At 63.4% G+C, this 21,318-nt stretch carries 18 protein-coding genes, 1 tRNA gene and 1 other RNA gene; 10 read left to right on the top strand and 10 right to left on the bottom strand.

Going from position 1 to position 21,318, the window contains the following annotated elements; genetic code table 11:
* Nucleotides 1-2: 2 nt before the first annotated feature.
* The 6 genes from QRN42_RS10845 (at nt 3) to QRN42_RS10820 (ending at nt 4,370) form a co-directional block, all read left to right on the top strand.
* Entirely contained in the window at nt 3-1,190 is a 1,188-nt protein-coding gene (locus QRN42_RS10845) for an iron-containing alcohol dehydrogenase family protein (protein ID WP_284979186.1), read from the top strand.
* A complete protein-coding gene (locus QRN42_RS10840) occupies nt 1,190-2,683 on the top strand; it encodes an NAD-dependent succinate-semialdehyde dehydrogenase (RefSeq protein ID WP_284979185.1) in 1,494 nt (497 codons plus the stop codon). Before QRN42_RS10845 ends, QRN42_RS10840 begins: the two co-directional genes overlap by 1 nt.
* Entirely contained in the window at nt 2,683-3,363 is a 681-nt protein-coding gene (locus QRN42_RS10835) for an SDR family oxidoreductase (protein ID WP_284979184.1), read from the top strand. Before QRN42_RS10840 ends, QRN42_RS10835 begins: the two co-directional genes overlap by 1 nt.
* A 121-nt stretch (nt 3,364-3,484) precedes the next feature.
* Nucleotides 3,485-3,700 carry a hypothetical protein gene (locus QRN42_RS10830; protein WP_284979183.1) on the top strand — a complete coding sequence of 72 codons (216 nt, stop codon included), beginning with the start codon at nt 3,485-3,487 and terminating at the stop codon, nt 3,698-3,700.
* 104 nt (nt 3,701-3,804) lie between these two features.
* Complete coding sequence (locus QRN42_RS10825; RefSeq protein WP_284979182.1) at nt 3,805-4,164, top strand: LapA family protein; 360 nt, start codon at nt 3,805-3,807, stop codon at nt 4,162-4,164.
* Nucleotides 4,161-4,370, top strand: a complete 210-nt coding sequence (locus QRN42_RS10820; protein ID WP_284979181.1) for a hypothetical protein — start codon at nt 4,161-4,163, stop codon at nt 4,368-4,370. The genes QRN42_RS10825 and QRN42_RS10820 overlap by 4 nt, the downstream gene beginning before the upstream one ends.
* Before the next feature lie 30 nt (nt 4,371-4,400).
* Here the strand turns inward: QRN42_RS10820 and QRN42_RS10815 are convergent, their stop codons facing one another.
* From QRN42_RS10815 to QRN42_RS10800, 4 genes are all read right to left on the bottom strand, one after another.
* Complete coding sequence (locus QRN42_RS10815) at nt 4,401-5,855, bottom strand: purine-cytosine permease family protein (protein WP_284979180.1); 1,455 nt, start codon at nt 5,853-5,855, stop codon at nt 4,401-4,403.
* Nucleotides 5,856-6,127: 272 nt separating this feature from the next.
* On the bottom strand, nt 6,128-6,427 hold the full coding sequence (locus QRN42_RS10810) for a DUF4193 domain-containing protein (protein ID WP_284975731.1): 300 nt from the start codon (nt 6,425-6,427) through the stop codon (nt 6,128-6,130).
* A gap of 132 nt (nt 6,428-6,559) precedes the next feature.
* Complete coding sequence (locus QRN42_RS10805; protein WP_284979179.1) at nt 6,560-7,906, bottom strand: aspartate kinase; 1,347 nt, start codon at nt 7,904-7,906, stop codon at nt 6,560-6,562.
* Nucleotides 7,907-8,116: 210 nt separating this feature from the next.
* Nucleotides 8,117-8,641: a hypothetical protein gene (locus QRN42_RS10800; RefSeq protein WP_284979178.1), complete on the bottom strand. Its 525-nt coding sequence runs from the start codon at nt 8,639-8,641 to the stop codon at nt 8,117-8,119.
* Between the two features lie 141 nt (nt 8,642-8,782).
* On the opposite strand from QRN42_RS10800, the gene QRN42_RS10795 reads away from it, so the two are divergent.
* Nucleotides 8,783-9,493: a response regulator transcription factor gene (locus tag QRN42_RS10795; RefSeq protein WP_284979177.1), complete on the top strand. Its 711-nt coding sequence runs from the start codon at nt 8,783-8,785 to the stop codon at nt 9,491-9,493.
* Entirely contained in the window at nt 9,490-10,872 is a 1,383-nt protein-coding gene (locus QRN42_RS10790) for a sensor histidine kinase (protein WP_284979176.1), read from the top strand. The genes QRN42_RS10795 and QRN42_RS10790 overlap by 4 nt, the downstream gene beginning before the upstream one ends.
* A 5-nt stretch (nt 10,873-10,877) precedes the next feature.
* On the opposite strand, the gene recR is transcribed toward QRN42_RS10790, so the two are convergent.
* The 3 genes from recR to ffs form a co-directional block, all read right to left on the bottom strand.
* On the bottom strand, nt 10,878-11,477 hold the full coding sequence (recR, locus tag QRN42_RS10785; RefSeq protein WP_284979175.1) for a recombination mediator RecR: 600 nt from the start codon (nt 11,475-11,477) through the stop codon (nt 10,878-10,880).
* Between the two features lie 33 nt (nt 11,478-11,510).
* Nucleotides 11,511-14,510: a DNA polymerase III subunit gamma and tau gene (locus QRN42_RS10780; RefSeq protein ID WP_284979174.1), complete on the bottom strand. Its 3,000-nt coding sequence runs from the start codon at nt 14,508-14,510 to the stop codon at nt 11,511-11,513.
* Between the two features lie 34 nt (nt 14,511-14,544).
* Nucleotides 14,545-14,641: signal recognition particle sRNA small type (ffs, locus tag QRN42_RS10775), an RNA gene on the bottom strand.
* 349 nt (nt 14,642-14,990) lie between these two features.
* On the opposite strand from ffs, the gene QRN42_RS10770 reads away from it, so the two are divergent.
* Nucleotides 14,991-15,075, top strand: a tRNA-Ser gene (locus tag QRN42_RS10770).
* 127 nt (nt 15,076-15,202) lie between these two features.
* Here QRN42_RS10770 and QRN42_RS10765 read toward each other — a convergent pair.
* Nucleotides 15,203-15,643, bottom strand: coding sequence for a VOC family protein (locus QRN42_RS10765; protein WP_284979173.1), 441 nt, complete (start codon nt 15,641-15,643; stop codon nt 15,203-15,205).
* Nucleotides 15,644-15,671: 28 nt separating this feature from the next.
* Nucleotides 15,672-16,586, bottom strand: a complete 915-nt coding sequence (locus QRN42_RS10760) for a LysR substrate-binding domain-containing protein (RefSeq protein ID WP_284979446.1) — start codon at nt 16,584-16,586, stop codon at nt 15,672-15,674.
* Between the two features lie 123 nt (nt 16,587-16,709).
* On the opposite strand from QRN42_RS10760, the gene QRN42_RS10755 reads away from it, so the two are divergent.
* Entirely contained in the window at nt 16,710-20,183 is a 3,474-nt protein-coding gene (locus tag QRN42_RS10755; RefSeq protein ID WP_284979172.1) for a bifunctional proline dehydrogenase/L-glutamate gamma-semialdehyde dehydrogenase, read from the top strand.
* Between the two features lie 92 nt (nt 20,184-20,275).
* On the opposite strand, the gene QRN42_RS10750 is transcribed toward QRN42_RS10755, so the two are convergent.
* Entirely contained in the window at nt 20,276-21,199 is a 924-nt protein-coding gene (locus QRN42_RS10750; RefSeq protein ID WP_284979171.1) for an oxygenase MpaB family protein, read from the bottom strand.
* Nucleotides 21,200-21,318: the final 119 nt, after the last annotated feature.

The following is a 21,318-nucleotide window of genomic DNA, read 5'->3' as shown; positions in this document are numbered from 1 at the left end:
TCATGCAGACTCGCGCACAGATCCACGCGGAGCTGGCCACCACGGAGTTGACGCTGGACCCCAAGCCCACGGCCTACTTCGGGCGGGGGAAGGTAGCGGAAGTAGGAGGGATCGTTGCCGCTCTGGGAGCGAACTCGGCGCTGATCGTCACGGACCCGTTCCTTGCCACCACGGACGTGGTAGCCGCCGTCCGGACCTCCCTGATCGCTGCAGGACTTGCCGTCACCGTGTTTGATGGAGTGACGCCCAACCCCACCACCACCTGCGTTGATGCGGGTTCCGATCAAGCCGCTTCAGAGGGCGTGGACGTCCTGGTGCCGGTGGGTGGGGGTTCGTCCATGGATGCCGCGAAGGGCATTTCCTTGGGTGCTGTCAACCCTGCGAGGGGTGCCGGGCTGGACTACAGCAACCACTTCGCCAATCCGGCGCTGCCCATCGTCGCCGTGCCCACAACCGCTGGCACCGGAGCGGAGGTGAATGCTTTCGGCGTCGTTACTGACGTGGATGCGCACCGCAAGTTTTACGTCGGACACGAGTCTGCCCTTCCCAAAGCTGCTGTCCTGGACCCGGAGCTGACCCTTGGCCTGCCGCCCAAAGCGACCGCCGCTACTGGGATGGACGCCCTCACCCACGCCGTGGAGTCCTATTCCTCCATCAGGCCAAATCCCTACTCGGACGGCATCGCCCTGCAGGTGGTCTCCATGGTGGCCGAGTTCCTTCCGCGAGCGGTCGCTGACGGGAGTGACATTGAGGCCCGTTCGCAGCTCCTGCTTGCTTCCCACATTGCTGGAGTGGGCTTCTCGCACACCGGCCTCGGACTGGTGCACGCCATTGCCCACCCGCTTGGTGGCCGATTCAACATCCCCCACGGGCTAGCTTTGTGCCTGGTGATCGAGGATGTGCTGCGGTTGAACCTCCGGAACCGCTTGGACCGGACTGCGCGGCTTGCTTTCGCGCTGGGGGTCGGCCAAACCGACGCCAGCGCAGAAGAGAATGCTGACGCCGCCGTGCAGGCCGTGGCCACTCTCGCCCGCAATGTGGGCATGACGGCACGCCCGGCCGATTTCGGCATCACGGACGCTGACCTGGACTCCCTCGTGGCGGACACTCTGGCGGATTCGGTCATCAACAACACGCCGGTGCCGCCCACCGCCGTCGAAATTCGCACCATCCTCGAGAAAGCGCTCTAGTGGAAAATACCTTGACAGCCGACACCCCTGCGAGCACAGAGCTTGATTTCATCGCCACCCTGCCGACTCAGCTTTTCATCGGCGGCCAATGGATCGACTCTTCCGACGGCGCCACTTCCGCCGTCGAGGACCCGTCCACCGGCGCTCTGCTCACCCGGGTTGCCGATGCCTCCCCGGCGGACGGGGAGCGGGCGCTTGCTGCTGCCGCCCGGAGCCAGGAATCGTGGGCCCTGACACCACCGCGGGAACGAGGCGAAATCCTTCGTCGGGCTTTTGAGCTGGTGACTGCCCGGGCTGAGGATTTTGCGCTCGCCATGACCCTCGAAATGGGAAAGCCCCTGGCTGAATCCCGGGGCGAAGTGGCCTACGGCGCCGAGTTCCTGCGCTGGTTCTCGGAGGAGGCCGTCCGCGTTTCGGGCCGGTATTCCACCGCGCCGGACGGCAAGTCCCGCCTGCTGGTTACCAAGCGCCCGGTAGGTCCGTGCCTGTTCATCACGCCATGGAATTTCCCTTTGGCCATGGCGACCCGGAAAATCGCCCCGGCCATCGCAGCGGGCTGCACTATGGTGCTGAAGCCGGCCAACCTGACTCCGCTGACGGCGTTGCTGTTCACGCAGGTGCTCCACGAGGCGGGCCTGCCCGATGGCGTCCTCAACGTCATTCCAACAACCCGGCCTGGCGAGGTTACCGGGCCAATCATCCGGGACAGCCGCCTGCGCAAGCTTTCCTTCACCGGTTCAACAGGTGTCGGGCAGCAGCTCATTGCCGACTCGGCCCATCAGGTGCTGAGGACATCCATGGAATTGGGCGGAAACGCACCGTTCCTGGTGTTCGAAGATGCGGATCTCGACGCGGCCCTCGACGGCGCCATGGTGGCCAAACTCCGGAACATGGGGGAGGCCTGCACGGCGGCCAACCGGTTCATCGTCCACGAATCCATGGTGGACGAGTTCAGCCAGAGGCTTGCAAGCCGCATGTCGGAGTTGACGTTGGGCCGCGGGTCCGCGGACGGCACCAACATCGGGCCGCTGATCGACAGTAAGAGCCGCGCAAAGGTCGACGAGCTGGTCACCGATGCCGTGGCTGGTGGAGCAACCGTCCTCACCGGCGGAAAGGCGCCATCTGGTGAGGGCTATTTTTACCCTCCAACGGTGTTGGCCAACGTTCCCCCCACTGCCAGGATCCTGCGTGAAGAGGTCTTTGGCCCGGTTGCCCCCATTGTCAGCTTCAGCAGCGAGGACGAGGCCATTGCGTTGGCCAACCGCACCGAATTCGGCTTGGTGGCTTATGCCTACACCCGCGATTTGAACCGTGGAATCCGGCTCTCCGAAAAGGTCGACGTCGGCATGTTCGGCCTGAATACGGGGATAGTGTCAAACCCGGCCGCTCCTTTCGGAGGAGTGAAGCAATCCGGCTTGGGCCGGGAAGGCGGAACCGAAGGCATCGAAGAGTTCTTGGAAACCCGCTACATCGGTATCGCGGACCCCTCCTGATGTCTCGGATTCTTGTCACGGGCGGCACCAGCGGAATCGGTGCCGCCCTTGTCAGGGAGGCGCTCCGTGCGGGCCATGCGGTCTTCACTACGGGGCGCCACCCCGGTAGATTGGCCGCCTTCCTTGAATCGTGCTCGGATTTGGGGCCGGTGGGCGGCGTCGTGGCCGATGCCGGGGACTGGGAGCAAACATGCCGGGCGGTCTCCAGGGCCGATAGGTTCCTCGGCGGGATTGATGTCGCCGTGGCCAATGCCGGCTTCTCCGCACCGGGCGACCTCGCGGATGGGGATCCGGACCGCTGGCGGGACATGGTGCTCACCAACGTGTACGGGCCGGCGATCCTTGCCAAGGCTGCACTGCCGCAGCTGATGGAGAACCGAGGACACATGGTGTTGATCGGGAGTACCGCCGGAAGGAAGGTGTACCCGGGAAACCTTTACACGGCCACCAAATGGGCCGTTGCCGGATACGCAGAGTCGCTCCGGCAACAGTTGGTGGGATCAGGAGTCCGGGTGCTGCACATCGCTCCGGGCCACGTGGACACCCCGCTCTGGGAGCAGGCGCCGGATGCTGCCATACAGCCGGAATCAGTGGCGGAGGCGATGCTGTGGGCATTGAGCCAACCTGCCGGCGTCGACATTTCGGACGTTACGGTCAGGGCCACAGGGCAGGCATTCTAGGCCGATGAAGAGCCGTCTTCCGCACTGTTTTCATCGCATTCGGCGTAAAATGAGCCTATTGAACGGCTCGCGTTGGCCCTGCCGCTCTTTCTCTCTCCCGCAGGAAAGGGGGTGGAAGAACATGGGACGCAAATTGGAAGGCTTCGTCCATGTGACCGAGCGGCTGCAGTCAGTTTTTGGACCAGCCACTCACGGCGACGCGAGTAGCCCTGTGGTGCACAAACACGACGATTTTGAGACGGCCTCTGAAGCAGACCTGAAGAATTTTGACATCGAAACCGATTCCGAGGGGCACCACTACGCCATTCGGAACAATGAACGCGGCTGGGAAGACTGAGGAAGTCGGCTCAGTTACTTCTGTGACCCACTGACTCTTGTGCGACTAATCAGCATGCTTATGATTGGTATACACGCGAGATGACGGGACAAGAGGAGCTGCTGATGAGTTTTCAGGAGGATGCTGCGAGGATCCCATCAGGTCCCGAGCACCAAGGTACGGCGGTTCCATCGGCTGCTCCAGGCACTTCCCGGCCCACCCGGACTGCTGCCGTCTGGGTGGCAGTGGCAGTAGGCCTGGTGGTGTTGGTTCTGCTGATCGTGTTCTTCGTCCAAAACCAGGACATGATCACTGTGCGTTTCTTCGGACTTGAGGGTAGCTTGGCTCTGGGCACCACGCTGTTCATTGCGGCAGTAGGCGGGGGCGTCCTGGTGGCGCTGGCAGGCGGGGCCCGGATCCTGCAGCTCCGGCGCGCCAACCATCGGCGCAAGAAAGTGGTGAACGGGCAGGCCACGCGACCATGAATGATGGAAACCCGCTCGATAATGCACCTGCGGACGAGCCTGGACCAGAACTGGACGAGCCTGGACCGGAAGCGGGCAAGCCTGAACCGGACGGGTCCTCGGAGACCAACAAGAACACCGGGGGCCTTCTCGGCGACCTGCTCTCGCCCGTAATAGCTCCGGAAAACACGGATGCGGAGCGGCTCTCAGAGCCTGAGGCCGGCTAGTTATACCCGCTCCAAGTGAGGGACCGAACCTCAGGGCTCGAGGTGTGAGTTAGATGCTTCCTCAAGTTCGGCTGCCTGGGCCTCCGCCAGACGGAGTTCCGCGGCGGTGTCGATGTGGCGGGTAAGCACCCAATACAGGAAGCCAGCCACGGGCAGGCCGATGAACAGGGAGATGTCGGCGCCGCCCATCGCAGCGGCAGCCGGCCCCACAAAGAGCTTGCCGGCTGAGAAGAACGGAATCATCACCGCAAAGCCAACGAGGTAAGCCGTTATTCCGGCCCAGCCCCACCGACCATAAATCCCGTTGGGGTGGAAAATTTCCGCTATCGCGTAATGGCCCTTGCGGACAATGAAGTAGTCCGTGAGGTTGACCGCCGTCCAAGGGATAAAGAAGTACAGCACCAGCAGCAGGAAGTCGTTGAAGTTGGCGAGGAAGTCGGCGGAGGCGATGTTTGCGAAGACCAGCGAGAAGATCGCGGTGATGGCAATGGTGATCACGCGGATTCTGACAGTGGGCCGGATGCGGCGCAGGCTGTCGATGGAGGAGATCAGCGTCAGGGAGCCGCCGTACATGTTCAGCGCAGTGACGGATACGAGTCCGAGTGCGGCGACGAACAGCGCGATCGACCCGAACCCCGGAAACAGTTTGTCGGCGGTGTCCTGGATTGAAGCGATGGTCTCGAAGTCCTTGCCGGCTGACGCGGCGATGAACGAACCGAGGAACATCACCCAGATGCCACCCAGGGCGCTGCCCCAGAAGGTCCACTTGAACGTACCGCGCCCGGACTCAGGGGGAAGGTAACGCGAATAGTCTGAGACGTAGATGGCCCAGGAAATCTGGTACCCGGCGGCCACGCCCAGCTGCCCCAGGAACGGTACCAGATGGAAATCACCCAGATCGAAGGCACCGCCGGGCAGATTAAGATGCGTGAGGGCAGCCACCGTGAGCAAGGCCAGCATGACGATGGTCAGGTAGGTCAGGTAGCGCTCAAAACCGTGGATCAGGTCATAACCGAACAGCGCCACAGCCGCAGCGATAATCGTGACGACCCAAAACCAGAGTGTTTCGCTCCCGAAGTGGACGGACCCTGCCACGGCCTCGCCAGCCAGGACGGTGTTGAAGATGTTGAATCCGGCGTACTGAAGATAGGCAAACAACCACACCAAGAGTGCGCCGACGTAACCGAACTGCGGCCGGGACTGGATCATTTGGGGCAATCCAAGCTGGGGCCCTTGGGAGGAGTGCGCCGCCATGAACAGGGTGCCCACCAGCACGCCGATCGCGATTGCGATCAGGGACCAGATCAGGTTCCCGCCGGTCGTGATACTGATCAGCCCCACCGCGAGTGTGGCAATCTGCGCGTTGCTCATGAACCAGAGCGGGCCGATATGCGAGACCTTTCCGTGCCTTTCCCCGAGCGGAACGTAGTCGATCGAGCGGACTTCCAGTCCTCGCCCCGATCCCGGGGTCGTCGCTGTACTCATGGCATATCTCCTAGGTTGTGCGATGCTGCGGACACGGTTAGGGATCGAAAAGCACGGCGGTTTTAGACCGCTCAATCAGGATAGGTGACGCGGGTCACTAACGGGCCACTACGGCTTGTCTTCGTGTCGAAGCACCTAGGCTTTCAAACAGAAAACTGCCCCCCGTAAGTCCAACTTACGGGGGGCAGCTCAGCTTGTTCCGGTCCTTCTGCAGTCAATCCCGACGGCGGCACACCCTGACGATCTCTCTGTCCGCCGGGGAAGGGCTCGTCTTAGCCTTCGCAGTCGATGCAGTAGGCCACGCCATCCTTTTCCCGCGCGATCTGCGAGCGGTGGCGGACCAGGAAGCAAGAGTTGCATGTGAACTCATCGCTGGCCTGGGGAATGACCTGAATAACTAGTTCTTCGGCAACAATTTCGCCGCCGGGACCGTTGGCGTCGAGGCCATCGGTTTCGTCCAGTTCCAACACGACACTCTTGGCCGTGGGGGCACTGGCGGACTGGAGAGCCTGGAGGGACTGCTCCTGGTTCTCTTTTACATCAGTACGGAGTTCGTCGTAATCGGCTGCCACTTTTTAATGCCTCTTCGTGTTAGGGGGTTACCGGGTATGCAACGTACAGCATGCCATGAAAATTCCGTACCATACCCCAGTTCTGCGGCTTGTGGCGAAAACCACGTAAGTATCAGCCAAAAAAACCCACTTCTAGCGGCCGGTGCCGCCGTAAACGGTAGCTTCAGAGTCGCCGTCGAGCTCGAAGGCAGCGTGAATGGCGCGGACGGCGTCATCGAGGGCATCGGCGCTGGTAACCACCGAAATGCGGATCTCGGAGGTCGAGATCATGTCGATGTTGATCCCGGCGTCGGACAGGGCCTTGAAGAACGTGGCCGAGACGCCCGGGTGCGAACGCATTCCGGCGCCGATCAGGGACAGCTTGCCAACGTTCTCGTTGTATTCGATGCTCTCGAAGCCGATCTTGCCCTCAGCTGCGCGCAGCGCCGTCAGGGCGTCCGCACCCTCCACGATGGGCAAGGTGAAGGAGATGTCCGTCCGGCCCGTGCCGTGGGTGGAGACGTTCTGCACAATCATGTCGATGTTCGAGTGGGCGTCGGCGATGACCTGGAAAATCGCAGCAGCCTTGCCGGGGATGTCCGGGACGCCAACTACAGTGACCTTGGCTTCGGACCGGTCGTGCGCGACGCCGGAGATGATTGGCTGCTCCAAGGCAACTCCCTCTTCGATGGTGAACTTTTCCTCGGCTCCGGGGATGACCCAGGTGCCTTCTTTCTGGCTGAACGATGAGCGCACGTGCAGGGGAACACCGAAGCGGCGGGCATATTCCACGCACCGCAGGTGCAGGATCTTGGCGCCGGAAGCGGCAAGTTCCAGCATTTCCTCACTGGAGATGCGGTCGATTTTTTGCGCCGTGGACACAACGCGCGGGTCTGCCGTGTAAATTCCGTCCACGTCGGTGTAGATCTCGCAAACATCGGCTTCCAGCGCTGCAGCCAACGCGACGGCGGTGGTGTCCGAACCGCCGCGGCCCAGTGTGGTGATCTCATGCGTGGTGCGGCTCATGCCTTGGAACCCCGCCACGATGGCGATGTGCCCTTTGTCCAGCGCCGTGCGGATCCGGTGGGGGTCGACGTCGATAATCCTGGCTTTGCCGTGGATGCCGTCAGTGATCATGCCCGCCTGGGAGCCCGTGAAGGACTGAGCCGAGGCGCCGAACTTGTTAATGGCCATGGCAAGCAACGCCATGGAAATACGTTCGCCAGCGGACAAGAGCATATCCATCTCGCGGGCCGGGGCAGAGTCAGTGACCTGCGCGGCAAGATCAAGGAGTTCATCGGTGGTGTCTCCCATCGCGGAGACCACCACCACAACCTCATTGCCGGCCTTCTGCGCGTCCACAACCCGCTGCGCGACCCGCTTGATGCCCTCAGCATCGGAAACCGAGGAGCCGCCGAACTTCTGAACGACCAGTTGCTTGGTGGAGGCAACCTCGTTGGAGAGCTCGTCGATCTTCACATCGGTAGTGGGCATAGTCATGTGCGCACCCTCACTGCATCACTAGGGTTCGAACGAGGCACGCTGTTTTCCAGCTTGGAGCACGCCTGCGTAGTTTATGTGGCCAGTTTATCGCCGCAGGCAGCCGACGCAGGAATTGTGACCGTCCCCAACCACATGCTGGAAACACAAGGGACGGGTACAGCACCCCAAGTGCCGTACCCGTCCCTTGGCCCGTAGTTAGATAGGACCTTAAGGCTTAGCTGAAGGCGTCGCTGACGGCGTGGCCGAAGGCTGGCTCAACTTGGTTTGTATGGCCTTAGCTGCCTTCTGGATCTTGTCGCCGTAACCTCCGTTGAGGGCAGTGTCCTTGATCTTGGTCGCGTCACTATCACGTTCGGACGCCGCCGCCGCTTCGAGCGTCTTGAGATCGGTCTGCAAGTTCGCAGGCAGCTTGTTAAAAGCCTGGGTGTGGTGGATCAACACATAGGCAAGCTCGTGGGCCTTATCGCCGAACCCGGAAGTGCCGCTGATATCGGTCCTCAGCTCTTCCCGGAGCGCACGGACAAACGGATGCTTGGCTTGTGTTCCGTCCCCTGCTTTCGCCGGTGCCTTCGCCGTGGCCGATGCGCTCGGGGTGGGGGAGGGGCTCGTGGTGTCTGCGGAGGCACCCGTGACTCCCAGCGCGACTCCGCCGAGCAGGACTGCCCCTGCTGCGGCCGCGCCGCGGATGCGCCAGAGACGGCCGCGGCCGTCCCGCTGTGGCGTGGTGTTCATGATTGCTCCTTAGTAATCCAGTGGACTGACAATTTCACTATTGCCCACCGACGTCGGAAGCGGGTTCAGGGAATGTAAGAGGACTGTAAAGTATGGGCGGCGTGCCACTTGTTGGAGTCTGCAAGAGCGTTCAATGGAGTCATGGAACAACCGACGCCCCCGGCGGCCCAGCCGTCCCGCGGCCTGGTCCTGATCGTGGAGGACGAGCGTGCCATCGCGGATGTGCAACGCCTGTATCTCACCCGGGCTGGGTTCGGGGTGCATGTGGAAACTACCGGGGAAGGCGGTTTGGAGCGGATCCGTAGCCTGCGGCCTGTGGCGGTGATTCTCGACGTCGGGCTGCCGGGTATCGACGGTGTCGAGGTCTGCAGGCGCCTGCGCGCCCAAGATGACTGGACCCCGATCATTTTTGTCACGGCCCGGGACGAGGAAGTCGATATGCTCCTAGGCTTGGAGTTGGGCGCCGACGACTATATGACCAAGCCTTTCTCACCCCGGGAACTTGTCACCCGGCTCAAAACCGTCCTCCGCCGTACCACTGGTGTACCGCGGAATGGCGTGTTGCGCGTCGGATCGGTGGCCTTGGATCCGGATAACCGCAGCATCAGCGTAGACGGCACAGCGGTAGAGCTGACCGCCAAGGAATTCGACGTGCTTGCCTACCTGATGGCCAGCCCGGGCAGGGTTTTTAGCCGTGAGCAGCTTCTGTCCGCCGTGTGGGGGCAGGCCAGTTACACGGCAGGGCGGACCGTGGATGTCCACATCGCCCAGCTACGTTCCAAGCTTGGCGAGGGCAGCCCCATCAGGACCATGCGCGGCGTCGGCTATTTCGTGGACGGAGGCCATCCTTGAACTGGTTACGGTCCCTTGCCGGGCGCATCACGCTGGTCACGGCCGCCGTCGCCGTCTTAGCGGTGCTGGTCACGGGCAGTACCGCCTTTCCCCTGATACGTTCGGCCGCCGTCGAGCAAGCAAGGCAACAACTGGCCCGTCAGGCGGATGCGTTCGCCGCAACCCCGGTCGCCTCCCAGGCGTTGGACTTGCGTGAGAGGCACCTCCTCGGGCCTGACACCTACGAACTGTCAACCATCACGGTCGGCGGCGCCGTCAGCGGCGCGGCAGCTCAGCTCCTCAGCGCAGGGGAGACGCAGCAAGTACTTTCAGGGGAAAAGGTGTCCCGGACGGTCACCAAGGGCGGTGTGCAGTTCTTGGTGGAAGCCCGAGCCCTCCCCAAGGGAGGCGCAATCGTGCTGACCAGGTCCTTGGATGACGTGAACGCAGCCTCCGCCCAACTCCTCCAACGGACCCTGCTTGCCCTCGCCGCGGGCCTACTGATCGCGGTGCTTGCTGGGACCCTGCTCGCCCGGCGGCTCTCCGGGCCGCTCGTGAGGACCGCTGCCGCCGCGCGGCGGATGGCCGCAGGAGAACGGACCGTCCACCTCGATCCCGATGGGGTGGCTGAGGTGCGCGCCGTGGGAGAAGCGATCAACACCCTGGACCACGCGCTCATGGCCAGCGAAGGAAGGCAGCGTGAATTCCTCCTCTCCATCTCCCACGAGATCCGGACACCCCTGACAGCCATGCGTGGCTACGCCGAGGCGCTCGAAGACGGGTTGATTCCGCAAGATGACATCCCCGGGATTGGCCGCACGCTCTCCGCCGAGACGGACCGCTTGGATGGATTTGTCCGGGATCTGCTGGCGTTGGCACGGTTGGAGGCCGACGATTTCACCTTGGACATACAACCCGTGAACATCGCCGTGGTCTTGGAGCAGGCGAAGAGCGCCTGGAACGGCGCGGCCGTCCAAGCCGGCGTCGAACTGACGCTCCAACTGCCGGAAACCCCCGATGGGCACCCCGTGCTGGCCCTCACGGACGGGCAAAGGCTCCGCCAAATCATCGACGGCCTGATAGGCAATGCCCTGCGGATCACACCGCCCGGGCAACCCCTTGCCCTCAGGGCCTGGCTGGAAGAATCAGGCCGCGTGATCGGCGTCGAAGTGCACGACAGCGGCCCAGGCCTTACTGCCGAGGACGCCGCCGTCGCGTTCGAACGCGGCGCCTTGTCCCGCCGCTACACAGGACAACGCCCCACGGGCAGCGGTCTTGGCCTGTCCATCGCGGCCCGGTTGGCTCAGCGAATGGGTCTCAGCCTCACGGTGGAACCGGTTCCGGCGGGTCAAGGTGCCCGTTTTTGTATCCGTCTCCCGCGTGCGGCTGCTGTTTCGTAATGGCGTTAGATCAGCGCGTTTCTGCGGCCCTCGAAAGCGCGGCCCAACGTTACCTCGTCGGCGTACTCCAGGTCGCCGCCCACCGGCAGGCCGGAGGCCAACCTGGTCACGGCGATGCCAATGGACTTGAGCATCCGCGCAAGGTAGGTGGCCGTGGCTTCACCTTCGAGGTTGGGGTCGGTGGCAATGATGATTTCCTGGATGGCACCGTCGTTGAGGCGTGTGAGGAGTTCGCGGATGCGCAGCTGTTCGGGCCCGATGCCCGCGATGGGATTGATGGCGCCGCCCAGCACATGGTAGCGGCCGCGGAATGACCGTGTGCGCTCCACCGCGAGAACGTCCTTTGACTCTTCCACCACACATATCACCGAAGGATCACGGCGTGGATCCCGGCAGATGTTGCACATCTCCTGCTCGGTCACGTTGAAGCACACCGCGCAGAACTTAACTCGTTCCTTGACGGTAGTGATAGCCGTGACGAGGCGTCGCATGTCCTCGGGGTCCGCCTCAAGGATGTGGAAGGCCAGGCGTTGGGCTGACTTCGGTCCGACCCCGGGGAGCCGACCAAGTTCGTCGATCAGCTCCTGAACTGCACCTTCGTACAAAATTTCCTCGTTTGTTTGACATCAATGCCGCCATCAGCGGGTTTGCAGGGGAGAGCCGTCCAATGCGCGCTCTTCGATCAGCTTTCCGCCCAGAATACGCTCCACCGCCGCGCGTCCAAAGACCCGCGATTCCTCGATCGTTTCGTCCTCGGGGCTGGGGATATCCTCCGTGACCGTGGCCGCTGGGGCTTGGGTCCGCACGGGAGCTTGAACCCTGCCAGCTTGCGCCTCAGGGCTGTTGGTCAGCCGTTGGTACAGGCTTTGGCGGCCTGAAGGAACGCTCGACGGCGGTCCCTCCTCCAGAGTTGCGACCGAACCCCGTACTTCCTCGGGCTGCCCAGCCAGGGACGGCCATTGTGCCGGTGCTGCGGCCGGTGCTGCGGCTGGTGCTTGGGCGGCGGCTGGCTCATAAGCGGCGGCGGCATCGCTGCTGCCGGGGTTTTCGGCTTCGCCGGGGTTCCCGTTTGAGGTGAGGTTCTCCGCCGACGCTCCGGCTCCTTCAGAGAGGCGGCTAGCTGCCTGTCCTACATTGGAATCCGTGCCAACCACCCACGTGCCCGGTGCCTGCTCAACTGCCCGCGACCAAGGATCCTCGGAAGTACCGGGTGCTGCCGAAGAGGTTGTACTGCTCGCGGCAATCTGAGGGTTGTCCCCGGGGATTGCAGCGGGCGCGGGGTATGTCTTTGGGGCGTCCGTGGCACCTCGGAAAGCACCCGCAGGCGGCGCCGCCTCCATTGGGGGCTCCCAATCTGCAGGAGGCTCCTCGTCCATGGGTGGGGCATCTTCGTCGCGGGGAGGGCCCCAATCGTCGTCAGGCTGCGAATAGTCGCCATCAGCGTGCCGGGCGGACTGTGCCGCCTTCGATGAGGCTTCCACCCCGGGCGGGATAGGAGCGTTCGCCGCCGGAACGGCCGTGGTCCCTCGAGGCGTGGACTCTTGAGGCGCGGCCTGTGCTGGCAAGGGAGTAACGTCACGAGGTGCAGGGTCGGTAGCTTGGGCCGGAACAGATGGTGCCGCGGGAGCGGTTGGTGCAGCCGGGGCAAGGCCCCACGCTGAGTCCACTGCCGAGACTGGCTGCGTGGCCGAGGGTATCGGCGCCGGTGCTTCGGGGCCCGCTGCCGTCGGCCGGCTAGTAGGCGCTTTTGGGTTTGGCTCAGAGCTCGCTGAGCTGTTGCCGCCGGCCACTGCCACAATTTGGCAGTCGATACCGATGGTTTTGTGGATCGCTTGGCGAAGATTCTCGGAATGGTCAGCGCGTCCGAAAGCGCCGGCCAAGCCACTCGTCGTGAAGGCCAAGGTCAAAACCTGGCCATCAAACTGGGCCACCTGGGCGTTCGGTTCCACCAATGCCCACGTGCTTCGTTTGATCTTGCTCAATGTCTGGAGGACGTCCGGCCACGCGCGACGCAGAACTTCGACGTCGCCACCAGCACTACCAGCCCCTGCAGTGCTTCGAGCTCCTTCAGCTCCGCTAGCCGCCGGGGCGGTTGCGGGCTGCGGGGCGGGTGCGGTGGTAGCCGTGGGAGTGCTTGCGGGTGCTGCTGGCTGCGGTTGCCGTGCCTCGGGCTCGGCCACGTGTTCGGGCGCGGTTGGGGCGGGCGACGGCTGGGAAGGTGCCGCCTGCACCGGCCGGCTCGGAGCCGGGCGGTCGTCCACGGGCCAATCGCTGGTGGACACCCGGGGTGCGGTGAGGGCGGGTTGTGCTTGTGCGGGTGACGGCTCGGCAGCTGGTTGCGGAGTGGATGCTGGTGCCGCAACGGGAGCCGGTGCCGAAGCTGTAGGCGCGCCTGCTTGTGCGCCAGTGGGCGAGCCAGCCACCGCGCCAGGCGCGGATGAAGCAACAGCAGGCGTACCGGCGTCGTCCGCGTAGTTCAGACGACGTTCCACGCGATCGATGCGGGCGGCGATACCGCGTTCCGTTTGCTCAGCACTCGGGAGCAGGATGCGGGCGCAGAGGAGTTCAAGGTGCAAACGCGGTGAGGTGGCGCCCGTCATTTCCGTGAGTGCTGTGTTGGTGACATCGGCGGCCCTCGAGAGCTCGGCCGCACCCAGGTTGGTAGCTTGGTTGCGCATGCGGGCGATCTGGTCCGCGGGCATCCCGCGGAGGATGGCTTGGGCGCTTTCAGGCATGGCTTGCACGATGATGAGGTCGCGGAAACGTTCCAGCAAGTCTTCGACGAATCGCCGGGGATCGTGTCCCGTTTGGATGACGCGATCCACCGCCTTGAATACCGTGGGTGCATCTGCCGCGGCTATGGCGTCGACGACGTCGTCCAGCAGGGAAGCGTCCGTGTATCCGAGAAGCGCGACGGCGAGCTCGTAGGCCAGCCCGTTTGGTCCCGCACCTGCCATGAGCTGATCGAGGACCGAAAGGGTGTCTCGGACTGAGCCACCGCCCGCGCGAATCACGAGGGACAGCACGCCGGGAGCGACGGGAACGTTCTCCTGCTGGCAGAGGACTTCCAAGTACTTCAAGAGCGGTTCGGGCGGCACCAGCCTGAAGGGATAGTGGTGGGTGCGGGAGCGGATGGTGCCGATGACCTTGTCCGGCTCCGTGGTGGCGAAAATGAACTTGATGTGTTCCGGCGGCTCTTCAACGATCTTCAGGAGGGCGTTGAAACCTGCCGACGTGACCATGTGGGCCTCGTCGATGATGAAGATCTTGTAGCGGTCCCGGATGGGGGCAAACGTTGCGCGCTCGCGGAGATCACGGGCGTCGTCCACGCCACCGTGACTCGCGGCGTCGATCTCGATAACGTCCAGTGAGCCGGAGCCGCCGCGGGCCAACTCGATGCAGCTGGGGCATTTTCCACAAGGCGTGTCTGTAGGTCCCTCGGCGCAGTTGAGGCACCGGGCCAGGATGCGGGCCGAGGTGGTCTTGCCACAGCCGCGGGGACCGGAAAACAGGTAGGCGTGGTTGACGCGGTTCTTCCGGAGCGCCGTCATCAGCGGTTCCGTGACGTGTTCCTGCCCGATAACGTCCGCGAAAGAGTCGGGTCGGTACCTTCGATACAGGGCAGTTGTAACAGTCACAGGGGAAACCTACCTATAGGGACTGACATTTAAATATAGTGACCCCTCATGCACCCGCCAGAGCCCATCTACCCTTGCTACCTTCCGGTCCTGGGGGAGTTCAACAGGATGACGCCACATGAGGGGCCGTCGACAAGCTTACCCGAACTTACTTCGGGGTTCGAATCGGGTCCGCGGACGTGTGGATAAGGCTCGACGACGGCTACAAACCGGTCTCGACCATTGCATATCGGGCAACCGCGGCGGACCATGTGTAGGTACGCCGATTGGGGCAATCTCAAGATTGTGAGGTGCGGGGCCTGGGGGCGAGGGGCCGGACCCAGCAGCTCAACGGCGCACCGCGAGAATGGGCGCGTTGGGGGCGCCCATTTTTCCGTTAAGCGGTGTTCCCGGAACAAGTACGACGGCGTCTCTCCTCAGGCGATTACACGATGTAAAAATTCTCAGGTACAGTAGTATCTGCTTTCGATTCGGAAGCAAGGAGAATTCGCCTAGCGGCCTATGGCGCACGCCTGGAACGCGTGTTGGGTTAACGCCCTCGGGGGTTCAAATCCCCCATTCTCCGCGTTTGTGATGAGTCGGGACATCCTTCACGGATGAGTCGATTCATCGGTTACACCCCGGTCTTCGGACCGGGGTGTTTTTCTTTGTCCGGATTCTCTGGGTTGGTAGCCGCGGGCTGCGTTCCGGAACTAACGTCGACGCTCGGCCAAGGACACGATGATCCCGTCCGGCCCTCGGACGTAAGCCATGCGCCATACGCCTTCGTATTCTCCGACGCCGCCAACCAGCCCGTAGCCGTCCCGCGAAAGCCGGGCGAGGGCGCCGTCGAGGTCGTCCACCTCGAAGGTGACGTTCCGCAATCCCGGTTCAGTCGACATCGCTTGGGGCGAGCCGGGGCCATGGGGCGGATAGGTGAAGCTGGACAGCTCGACGGCGGTCCCGCCGTCGGGCGTTCGCAGCGTGGCAATCTCACTCCGGGAGCCTGGAATTCCGATCACAGTGTCCACGAATTCGCCTTCCATGAACATCCGTCCCTCCACCTCCAGCCCCAGGGTGGTGAAAAAGGCCAGCGCGGCCTCAAGGTTGGTTACCGTGATTCCGACGTGATCGAACCGGCGAACAAATGACATGGCGACTCTCCTGTCCTCTCAGCGCAGCCTAACCGGCAGTATCCTCCTGCTGGGCCGCCGCGACGCGTTCGAGGACTTCGCGGCAGGCGAGGATGGCGGGGTGGACGCGGCCAGCGGTTCGGGTGGACGTAAAAACTGTGCGGTTGGGTAGACCCGGCAGGTCTATGAGTTTGACCGGGCGGGTTCGGCCGGTCCATACGAGATCCGGCATGAGGGCTACCGCATTTCCGGATTCGATGAGGCGGATCTGGGCTTGGAGGTCCGCGGTTTCGTAACGGACATCGGGTTCAAACCCTGCCGACCGGCAGGCCTGCTCAGCCCAATGGCGTGACGCTGCACCACGGGGTTCCATGACCCATGGCATGGTGGCCGTGTCCGCCAAGGAAGATACCGACTCGCCACCGAGGCCAACCGGGGGAGTGGCTAAGCGGATAGCGTCACTAGTGAGGATCGCCCGATCGAGGCCGCTGTGATGGGGTGCTGCGTGGCCGGGGTATTGCTCCGCTACCACCAGGTCAAAGTCGCGCGCCCAGGTTTCATACAGAGCGGTCTCGGGTTCACGCTGGGTCATCTCCACGCGCACCTCCGGGTACTCGTGACGCATGATACTGAGAAAGTCCGGCAGCAGTGCCAACGCGGCGGATTGGAAGACGGCCAAGCGAACCGTTCCTGTCACCATGGACAGTGATGCCGCCAGCTCGGTCTCGGCCCGTTCGAGGGTTTCCAGGAGCGCAGCTGTATGGGCCACGAGGATCTCGGCTTGCGGGGTCAGTTGTACACGCCTGCCGGCTTTGCGGAGCAATTCCACCCCGGCTTCCTTCTCCAGGAGTGTCAATTGCTGGGAGACCGACGAGGGGCTGTACTGCATCGCGTCGGCCACCTCGGCCAGCGTTCCGCGGATCTTCAATTCGTGCAGTAAACGCAGCCTGCGGACATCCAGCAACGCAGCCTCCAAAGGATCGGATTGGATAATGAATATTCGTCAGAAAAGATCGCTTTTCCTAATGGAATTGTAGATCCATACTGATGGAAACAAACAAACTTCTCCGCCCCAGAAGGAGCCTCCATGACCAGCACCCTCCCGGATGCCAGCACCCCGAGCACCGAGGATTCAGGCCAATTTGATGCCTTGGCCCAAGAAGCCATCGCGTTGGTTCGTCACTGGTTGACCGAAGCCAGCAAGATCCCTGTGGATGTGTCCGCCCAGCGCCTCGCAGGTGTCCTCAAGGATCCGAACGGCTTGGAGTTCACCGTTGGGTTCGTCGACGGCGTCATCCGCCCGGAGGATCTGTCCGTCGCCGGCCGCAAACTCGCCGAGCTTGCACCGAAGGTGCCCAAGTTCCTTCCTTGGTACATGCGCAGCGCTGTCCGCGTGGGCGGTGTCATGGCGCCGATCATGCCGCAGGTGGTTATCCCGATCGCCCGCCGCGTGCTCCGCGAAATGGTGGGCCACCTGATCGTTGACGCCACCGATGCCAAGCTTGGTCCCGCAATCGCGAAGATCCGGCAGGACGGCGTACACCTGAACGTGAACCTCCTCGGCGAAGCCGTCCTCGGTGAGCACGAGGCGCAGCGCCGCCTGGAAGGCACCCTGAAGTTGCTGGCCCGCGAGGACGTGGACTACGTGTCCATCAAGGAATCCTCCACCGTGGCTCCGCACTCCCCATGGGCTTTCGACGAAGCGGTCGATCACGTGGTGGAGAAGCTCACCCCGCTTTACCGCCTCTCAGCGTCCTTCCCCAAGCCCAAGTTCATCAACCTGGACATGGAGGAGTACAAGGACCTCAGCATGACCATCGCGGTGTTCAAGCGCATCCTGGATATGCCCGAGTTCAAGAACCTGGAAGCCGGGATCGTCCTCCAGGCCTACCTCCCGGACGCCCTCGGCGCCATGCAGGAATTGCAGGAGTGGGCCGCTGCACGCCGGGCCAAGGGTGGGGCTCCCATCAAGGTCCGCGTGGTCAAGGGCGCCAACCTTCCCATGGAACAGGTTGAAGCTTCCCTGCACGATTGGCCGCTGGCCACTTGGGGCTCCAAGCAGGACTCGGACACCAGCTACAAGAACGTCATCAACTACGCCCTCACCCCGGAGCGCATTGACGCGGTCCGCATCGGCGTCGCGGGCCACAACCTCTTCGACGTCGCGTTTGCCTGGCTTCTGGCCAAGCAGCGCGGGATTGCCGGGCAGGGACAGAAAGCGATCGAGTTCGAAATGCTCCTGGGCATGGCAACGGGCCAAGCCACCGCTGTCCGCAAGGATGTCGGCAGCCTCCTCCTCTACACGCCCGTGGTCCACCCGGGTGAGTTCGATGTCGCCATCGCCTACCTGATCCGTCGCCTCGAAGAGGGTGCCAGCCAGGAAAACTTCATGTCGGCCGTGTTTGAGCTCAGCGAAAACGAGGGCCTCTTTAAGCGCGAACAGGAGCGCTTCCTCGCTTCCTTGGCCAATATGAAGGACGAGGTCCCGGGCCCGAACCGCAAGCAGGACCGCCGCCTCCCGGCCGAGCCCGCCCCGCTCGAAGGCTTCCGCAACACCCCTGACACCGACCCGGCCCTCCCGGCGAACCGTGCCTGGGGCCGCGACATCCTGGCCCGCATCCCCGGTTCCACGGCCGGCAACAAGATCGTGGAATCCACCAAGGTTTCCGACGCCGCGGAGCTGGACCGCATCATCGCCACCGCCGTGGTCCACGGCAAGGCCTGGGGTGCCCGCCCCGCAGCCGAACGCGCAGCCATCCTGCACCGTGCCGGCGAAGTCCTCGAGTCCCGCCGCGCCGAACTCCTTGAGGTCATGGCTTCCGAAACCGGCAAGACCATCGACCAAGGCGACCCCGAGGTCAGTGAAGCGATCGACTTCGCGCACTACTACGCCGAGCGCGCCAAGGACCTGGAAACGGTCGACGGCGCCACGTTCGTCCCGGCGAACCTCACCGTGGTGACCCCGCCGTGGAACTTCCCGGTTGCGATTCCTGCGGGCTCCACGCTCGCAGCGTTGGCGTCAGGTTCCGCCGTCGTGATCAAGCCCGCAAAGCAGGCCCGCCGCTCCGGTTCGGTGATGGTCGACGCCCTCTGGGAAGCCGGTGTGCCCCGCGAAGTGTTGGCACTGGTTCAGCTTGAAGAGCGCGAGCTGGGCACCCACCTCGTTTCGCACCCGAGTGTGGACCGCGTCATCCTCACTGGTGGCTACGAAACTGCCGAGCTGTTCCGTTCGTTCCGCCAAGACCTGCCGCTGCTCGCGGAAACGTCGGGTAAGAACGCCATCATCGTCACCCCGAGTGCCGACCTGGACCTCGCTGCCAAGGACGTCGTGCACTCGGCGTTCGGACATGCTGGCCAGAAGTGCTCTGCCGCATCACTGGTGATCCTGGTGGGCTCGGTGGCAAAGAGCGCGCGCTTCCACAACCAGCTGATCGATGCTGCCCGATCCCTGACGGTCGGCTACCCGGATAACGCCACGTCCCAGATGGGGCCGATCATCGAACCGGCCAACGGCAAGCTCCTCAACGCCCTCACCACACTGGGCGACGGCGAAACGTGGGCCATCAAGCCCGAGCGCCTCGACGAGACCGGCCGTTTGTGGTCCCCGGGCATCCGTTCGGGTGTGAAGCGCGGTTCGTACTTCCACCTGACGGAGTTCTTTGGCCCCGTGCTCGGCGTCATGACCGCTGACACCCTTGAAGAAGCCATCGCCATCCAGAACGAGATCGAGTACGGCCTCACGGCAGGGCTTCACTCCCTGGATTCCGCTGAGATGGGTGTCTGGCTGGAGAACATCCAGGCCGGAAACCTTTACGTCAACCGCGGCATCACCGGTGCGATCGTCCAGCGCCAGCCCTTCGGTGGCTGGAAGAAGTCCGCGGTTGGGGCCGGAACCAAGGCCGGTGGCCCGAACTACCTCATCGGTTTGGGCTCCTGGCTTCCCGCAGAAGCCAAGCCCAAGCGCGGCACCGTCCTTCAAGGTGCGGCTGCCCGGCTGCTCGCTGCTGCTAAGTCCGCCGGCGTCTCCGCTGAGGAAATCCAGACCCTCCAGCAGGCCCTCTTCAGCGATGCCACAGCATGGGAAACCGAGTTCGGCACGGTCAAGGACGTGTCCGCGCTGACTGCAGAACGCAACGTCTTCCGCTATCGCTCACTGCCTGTCACCATCCGCCTCTCCGAAGGGGAGACACTCGCTGAACTGATCCGCGTAGTAGCAGCCGGTGCAGTGGCCGGTTCGGCGCTCAAGGTCAGCTCCGCCGTCGTACTTCCTGACGCTGTGGTATCCGTGTTCGCGGACCTGGGCGTCAGCGTTCGGATCGAGGACGACGCCGCGTGGCTGGCCCGTGCAGCGAACTTCGACGCCGGCCGCATCCGCCTCATCGGTGGCGACTTCGCCGCGCTGAGCGCAGCCATGGGTGGCCGTCCCGACGTCGCGGTTTACCACGGCGCTGTGACCCAAGCCGGCCGCATCGAGATGCTGCCGTTCCTCCGCGAGCAGGCTGTCTCCATCACGGCGCACCGGTTCGGCACCCCGAACCACTTGTCCGACCACCTGATCTAGGCAGTACGCCAGGAATGACGCCGAGGGGTTAGCTTTTGGGGCTTTGGAAACATCAAAGCCGCGAGAGCTAACCCCTCGTCAGTGCGGGGGTGTCACACCTGCGCGTAGCCAAGCCGCTGCAACCTGCGGCGGGCAGCGAGCTCACTTGGACCATGCGATCCCAGTGCCAAGCGAACCATTCCCAGCACGGCCCTCGCTGCGGTGATGACGGGCAGCGGGATGGGGCCAAGCCGGGCAGGGCCGATCCCCAGTATGGCGCGGTACTTTGGTTCCAAGCTTGCGACGGCGGCCGCGAACAGGATGCGGTATCCGGGCCTGAGGAGCGGGCTGAGCGGCGGCGTTCGTATGAAGGATACTGTCTCGGCGAGGCGTTCATCTGCACGCAGCACCCCGGAGGAATACCACCCCTCCAATTCCTCACGGACCTGTGCATAGGTGACGGGTGGGTCCTGCACTCCCATCAGTTGGCCCGCCACCGCCCACTCACGGACGTAGGCATCCGGGCCACCTGGGATGGCCTGCCCCCAGATGCGGTTGGCCGTAATAAACGAGTCGGCATAGGTGACGTGGACCCAGCGAAGGAGTTCGGGATCGTTGGCGGCGTAATCACGCCGGGCGCCCATGCCATCCACATAGGTGCCACGGACGCGCTCGTGGATCTTTCGTACGCGGAGAGTGGCTGCTTCCGCCGCGTCCTTGGAACCGTAGGTCACCGTGAAGATCCAGCGGATGGTGTTGGCCAGGCGGCCGAGGGGATCCTTTTGGAAGCCGGAGTGCTCGTAGACGCCGGCAAGTGCGCCAGGGTGCAGCGCCTGCATCAACAACACCCTGATGCCGGCAATGATGGTGGCCACTTGGCCGTGAACTGCCCAGACGGCTGAGCCGGGCAGGTAATAACCGGCGTCGTTCCCTTCCGCGAGGCGCGGCACCCACTCCGGTGGCGTGCCTGAGGTTCCCGTGAAGGTGCGCTGCAGTTCGTGCCTGTACTCAGTGAGGTAATTCCTCATGTAGTCCATTCGACCGCGCTTTGCCTGAGCTGTACAGACAAGCGCCGGAGAACCTCAGGACGTCTTGAGCAAAAACTGAGCGAACCTTTCCAGTACCTGCCATGGGGAGCCCTTTATTTCTGGTGTGA

Source organism: Arthrobacter sp. fls2-241-R2A-200 (genome assembly GCF_030209745.1).
GTDB lineage: Bacteria > Actinomycetota > Actinomycetes > Actinomycetales > Micrococcaceae > Arthrobacter.
The sequence above is the reverse complement of the archived record's forward strand: the minus strand, read 5'-3'. Positions and strand labels throughout refer to the sequence as shown.

What these genes read in the sequence shown, in the direction of transcription:
- QRN42_RS10795 (WP_284979177.1), top strand. Translation starts at nt 8,783, where the DNA reads ATGGAACAACCGACGCCCCCGGCGGCCCAGCCGTCCCGCGGCCTGGTC.
- QRN42_RS10800 (WP_284979178.1), bottom strand. Translation starts at nt 8,641, where the DNA reads ATGAACACCACGCCACAGCGGGACGGCCGCGGCCGTCTCTGGCGCATC.
- QRN42_RS10845 (WP_284979186.1), top strand. Translation starts at nt 3, where the DNA reads ATGCAGACTCGCGCACAGATCCACGCGGAGCTGGCCACCACGGAGTTG.
- QRN42_RS10805 (WP_284979179.1), bottom strand. Translation starts at nt 7,906, where the DNA reads ATGACTATGCCCACTACCGATGTGAAGATCGACGAGCTCTCCAACGAG.
- QRN42_RS10835 (WP_284979184.1), top strand. Translation starts at nt 2,683, where the DNA reads ATGTCTCGGATTCTTGTCACGGGCGGCACCAGCGGAATCGGTGCCGCC.
- QRN42_RS10825 (WP_284979182.1), top strand. Translation starts at nt 3,805, where the DNA reads ATGAGTTTTCAGGAGGATGCTGCGAGGATCCCATCAGGTCCCGAGCAC.
- QRN42_RS10815 (WP_284979180.1), bottom strand. Translation starts at nt 5,855, where the DNA reads ATGAGTACAGCGACGACCCCGGGATCGGGGCGAGGACTGGAAGTCCGC.
- QRN42_RS10755 (WP_284979172.1), top strand. Translation starts at nt 16,710, where the DNA reads ATGACCAGCACCCTCCCGGATGCCAGCACCCCGAGCACCGAGGATTCA.
- QRN42_RS10765 (WP_284979173.1), bottom strand. Translation starts at nt 15,643, where the DNA reads ATGTCATTTGTTCGCCGGTTCGATCACGTCGGAATCACGGTAACCAAC.
- QRN42_RS10830 (WP_284979183.1), top strand. Translation starts at nt 3,485, where the DNA reads ATGGGACGCAAATTGGAAGGCTTCGTCCATGTGACCGAGCGGCTGCAG.
- QRN42_RS10820 (WP_284979181.1), top strand. Translation starts at nt 4,161, where the DNA reads ATGAATGATGGAAACCCGCTCGATAATGCACCTGCGGACGAGCCTGGA.
- QRN42_RS10750 (WP_284979171.1), bottom strand. Translation starts at nt 21,199, where the DNA reads ATGGACTACATGAGGAATTACCTCACTGAGTACAGGCACGAACTGCAG.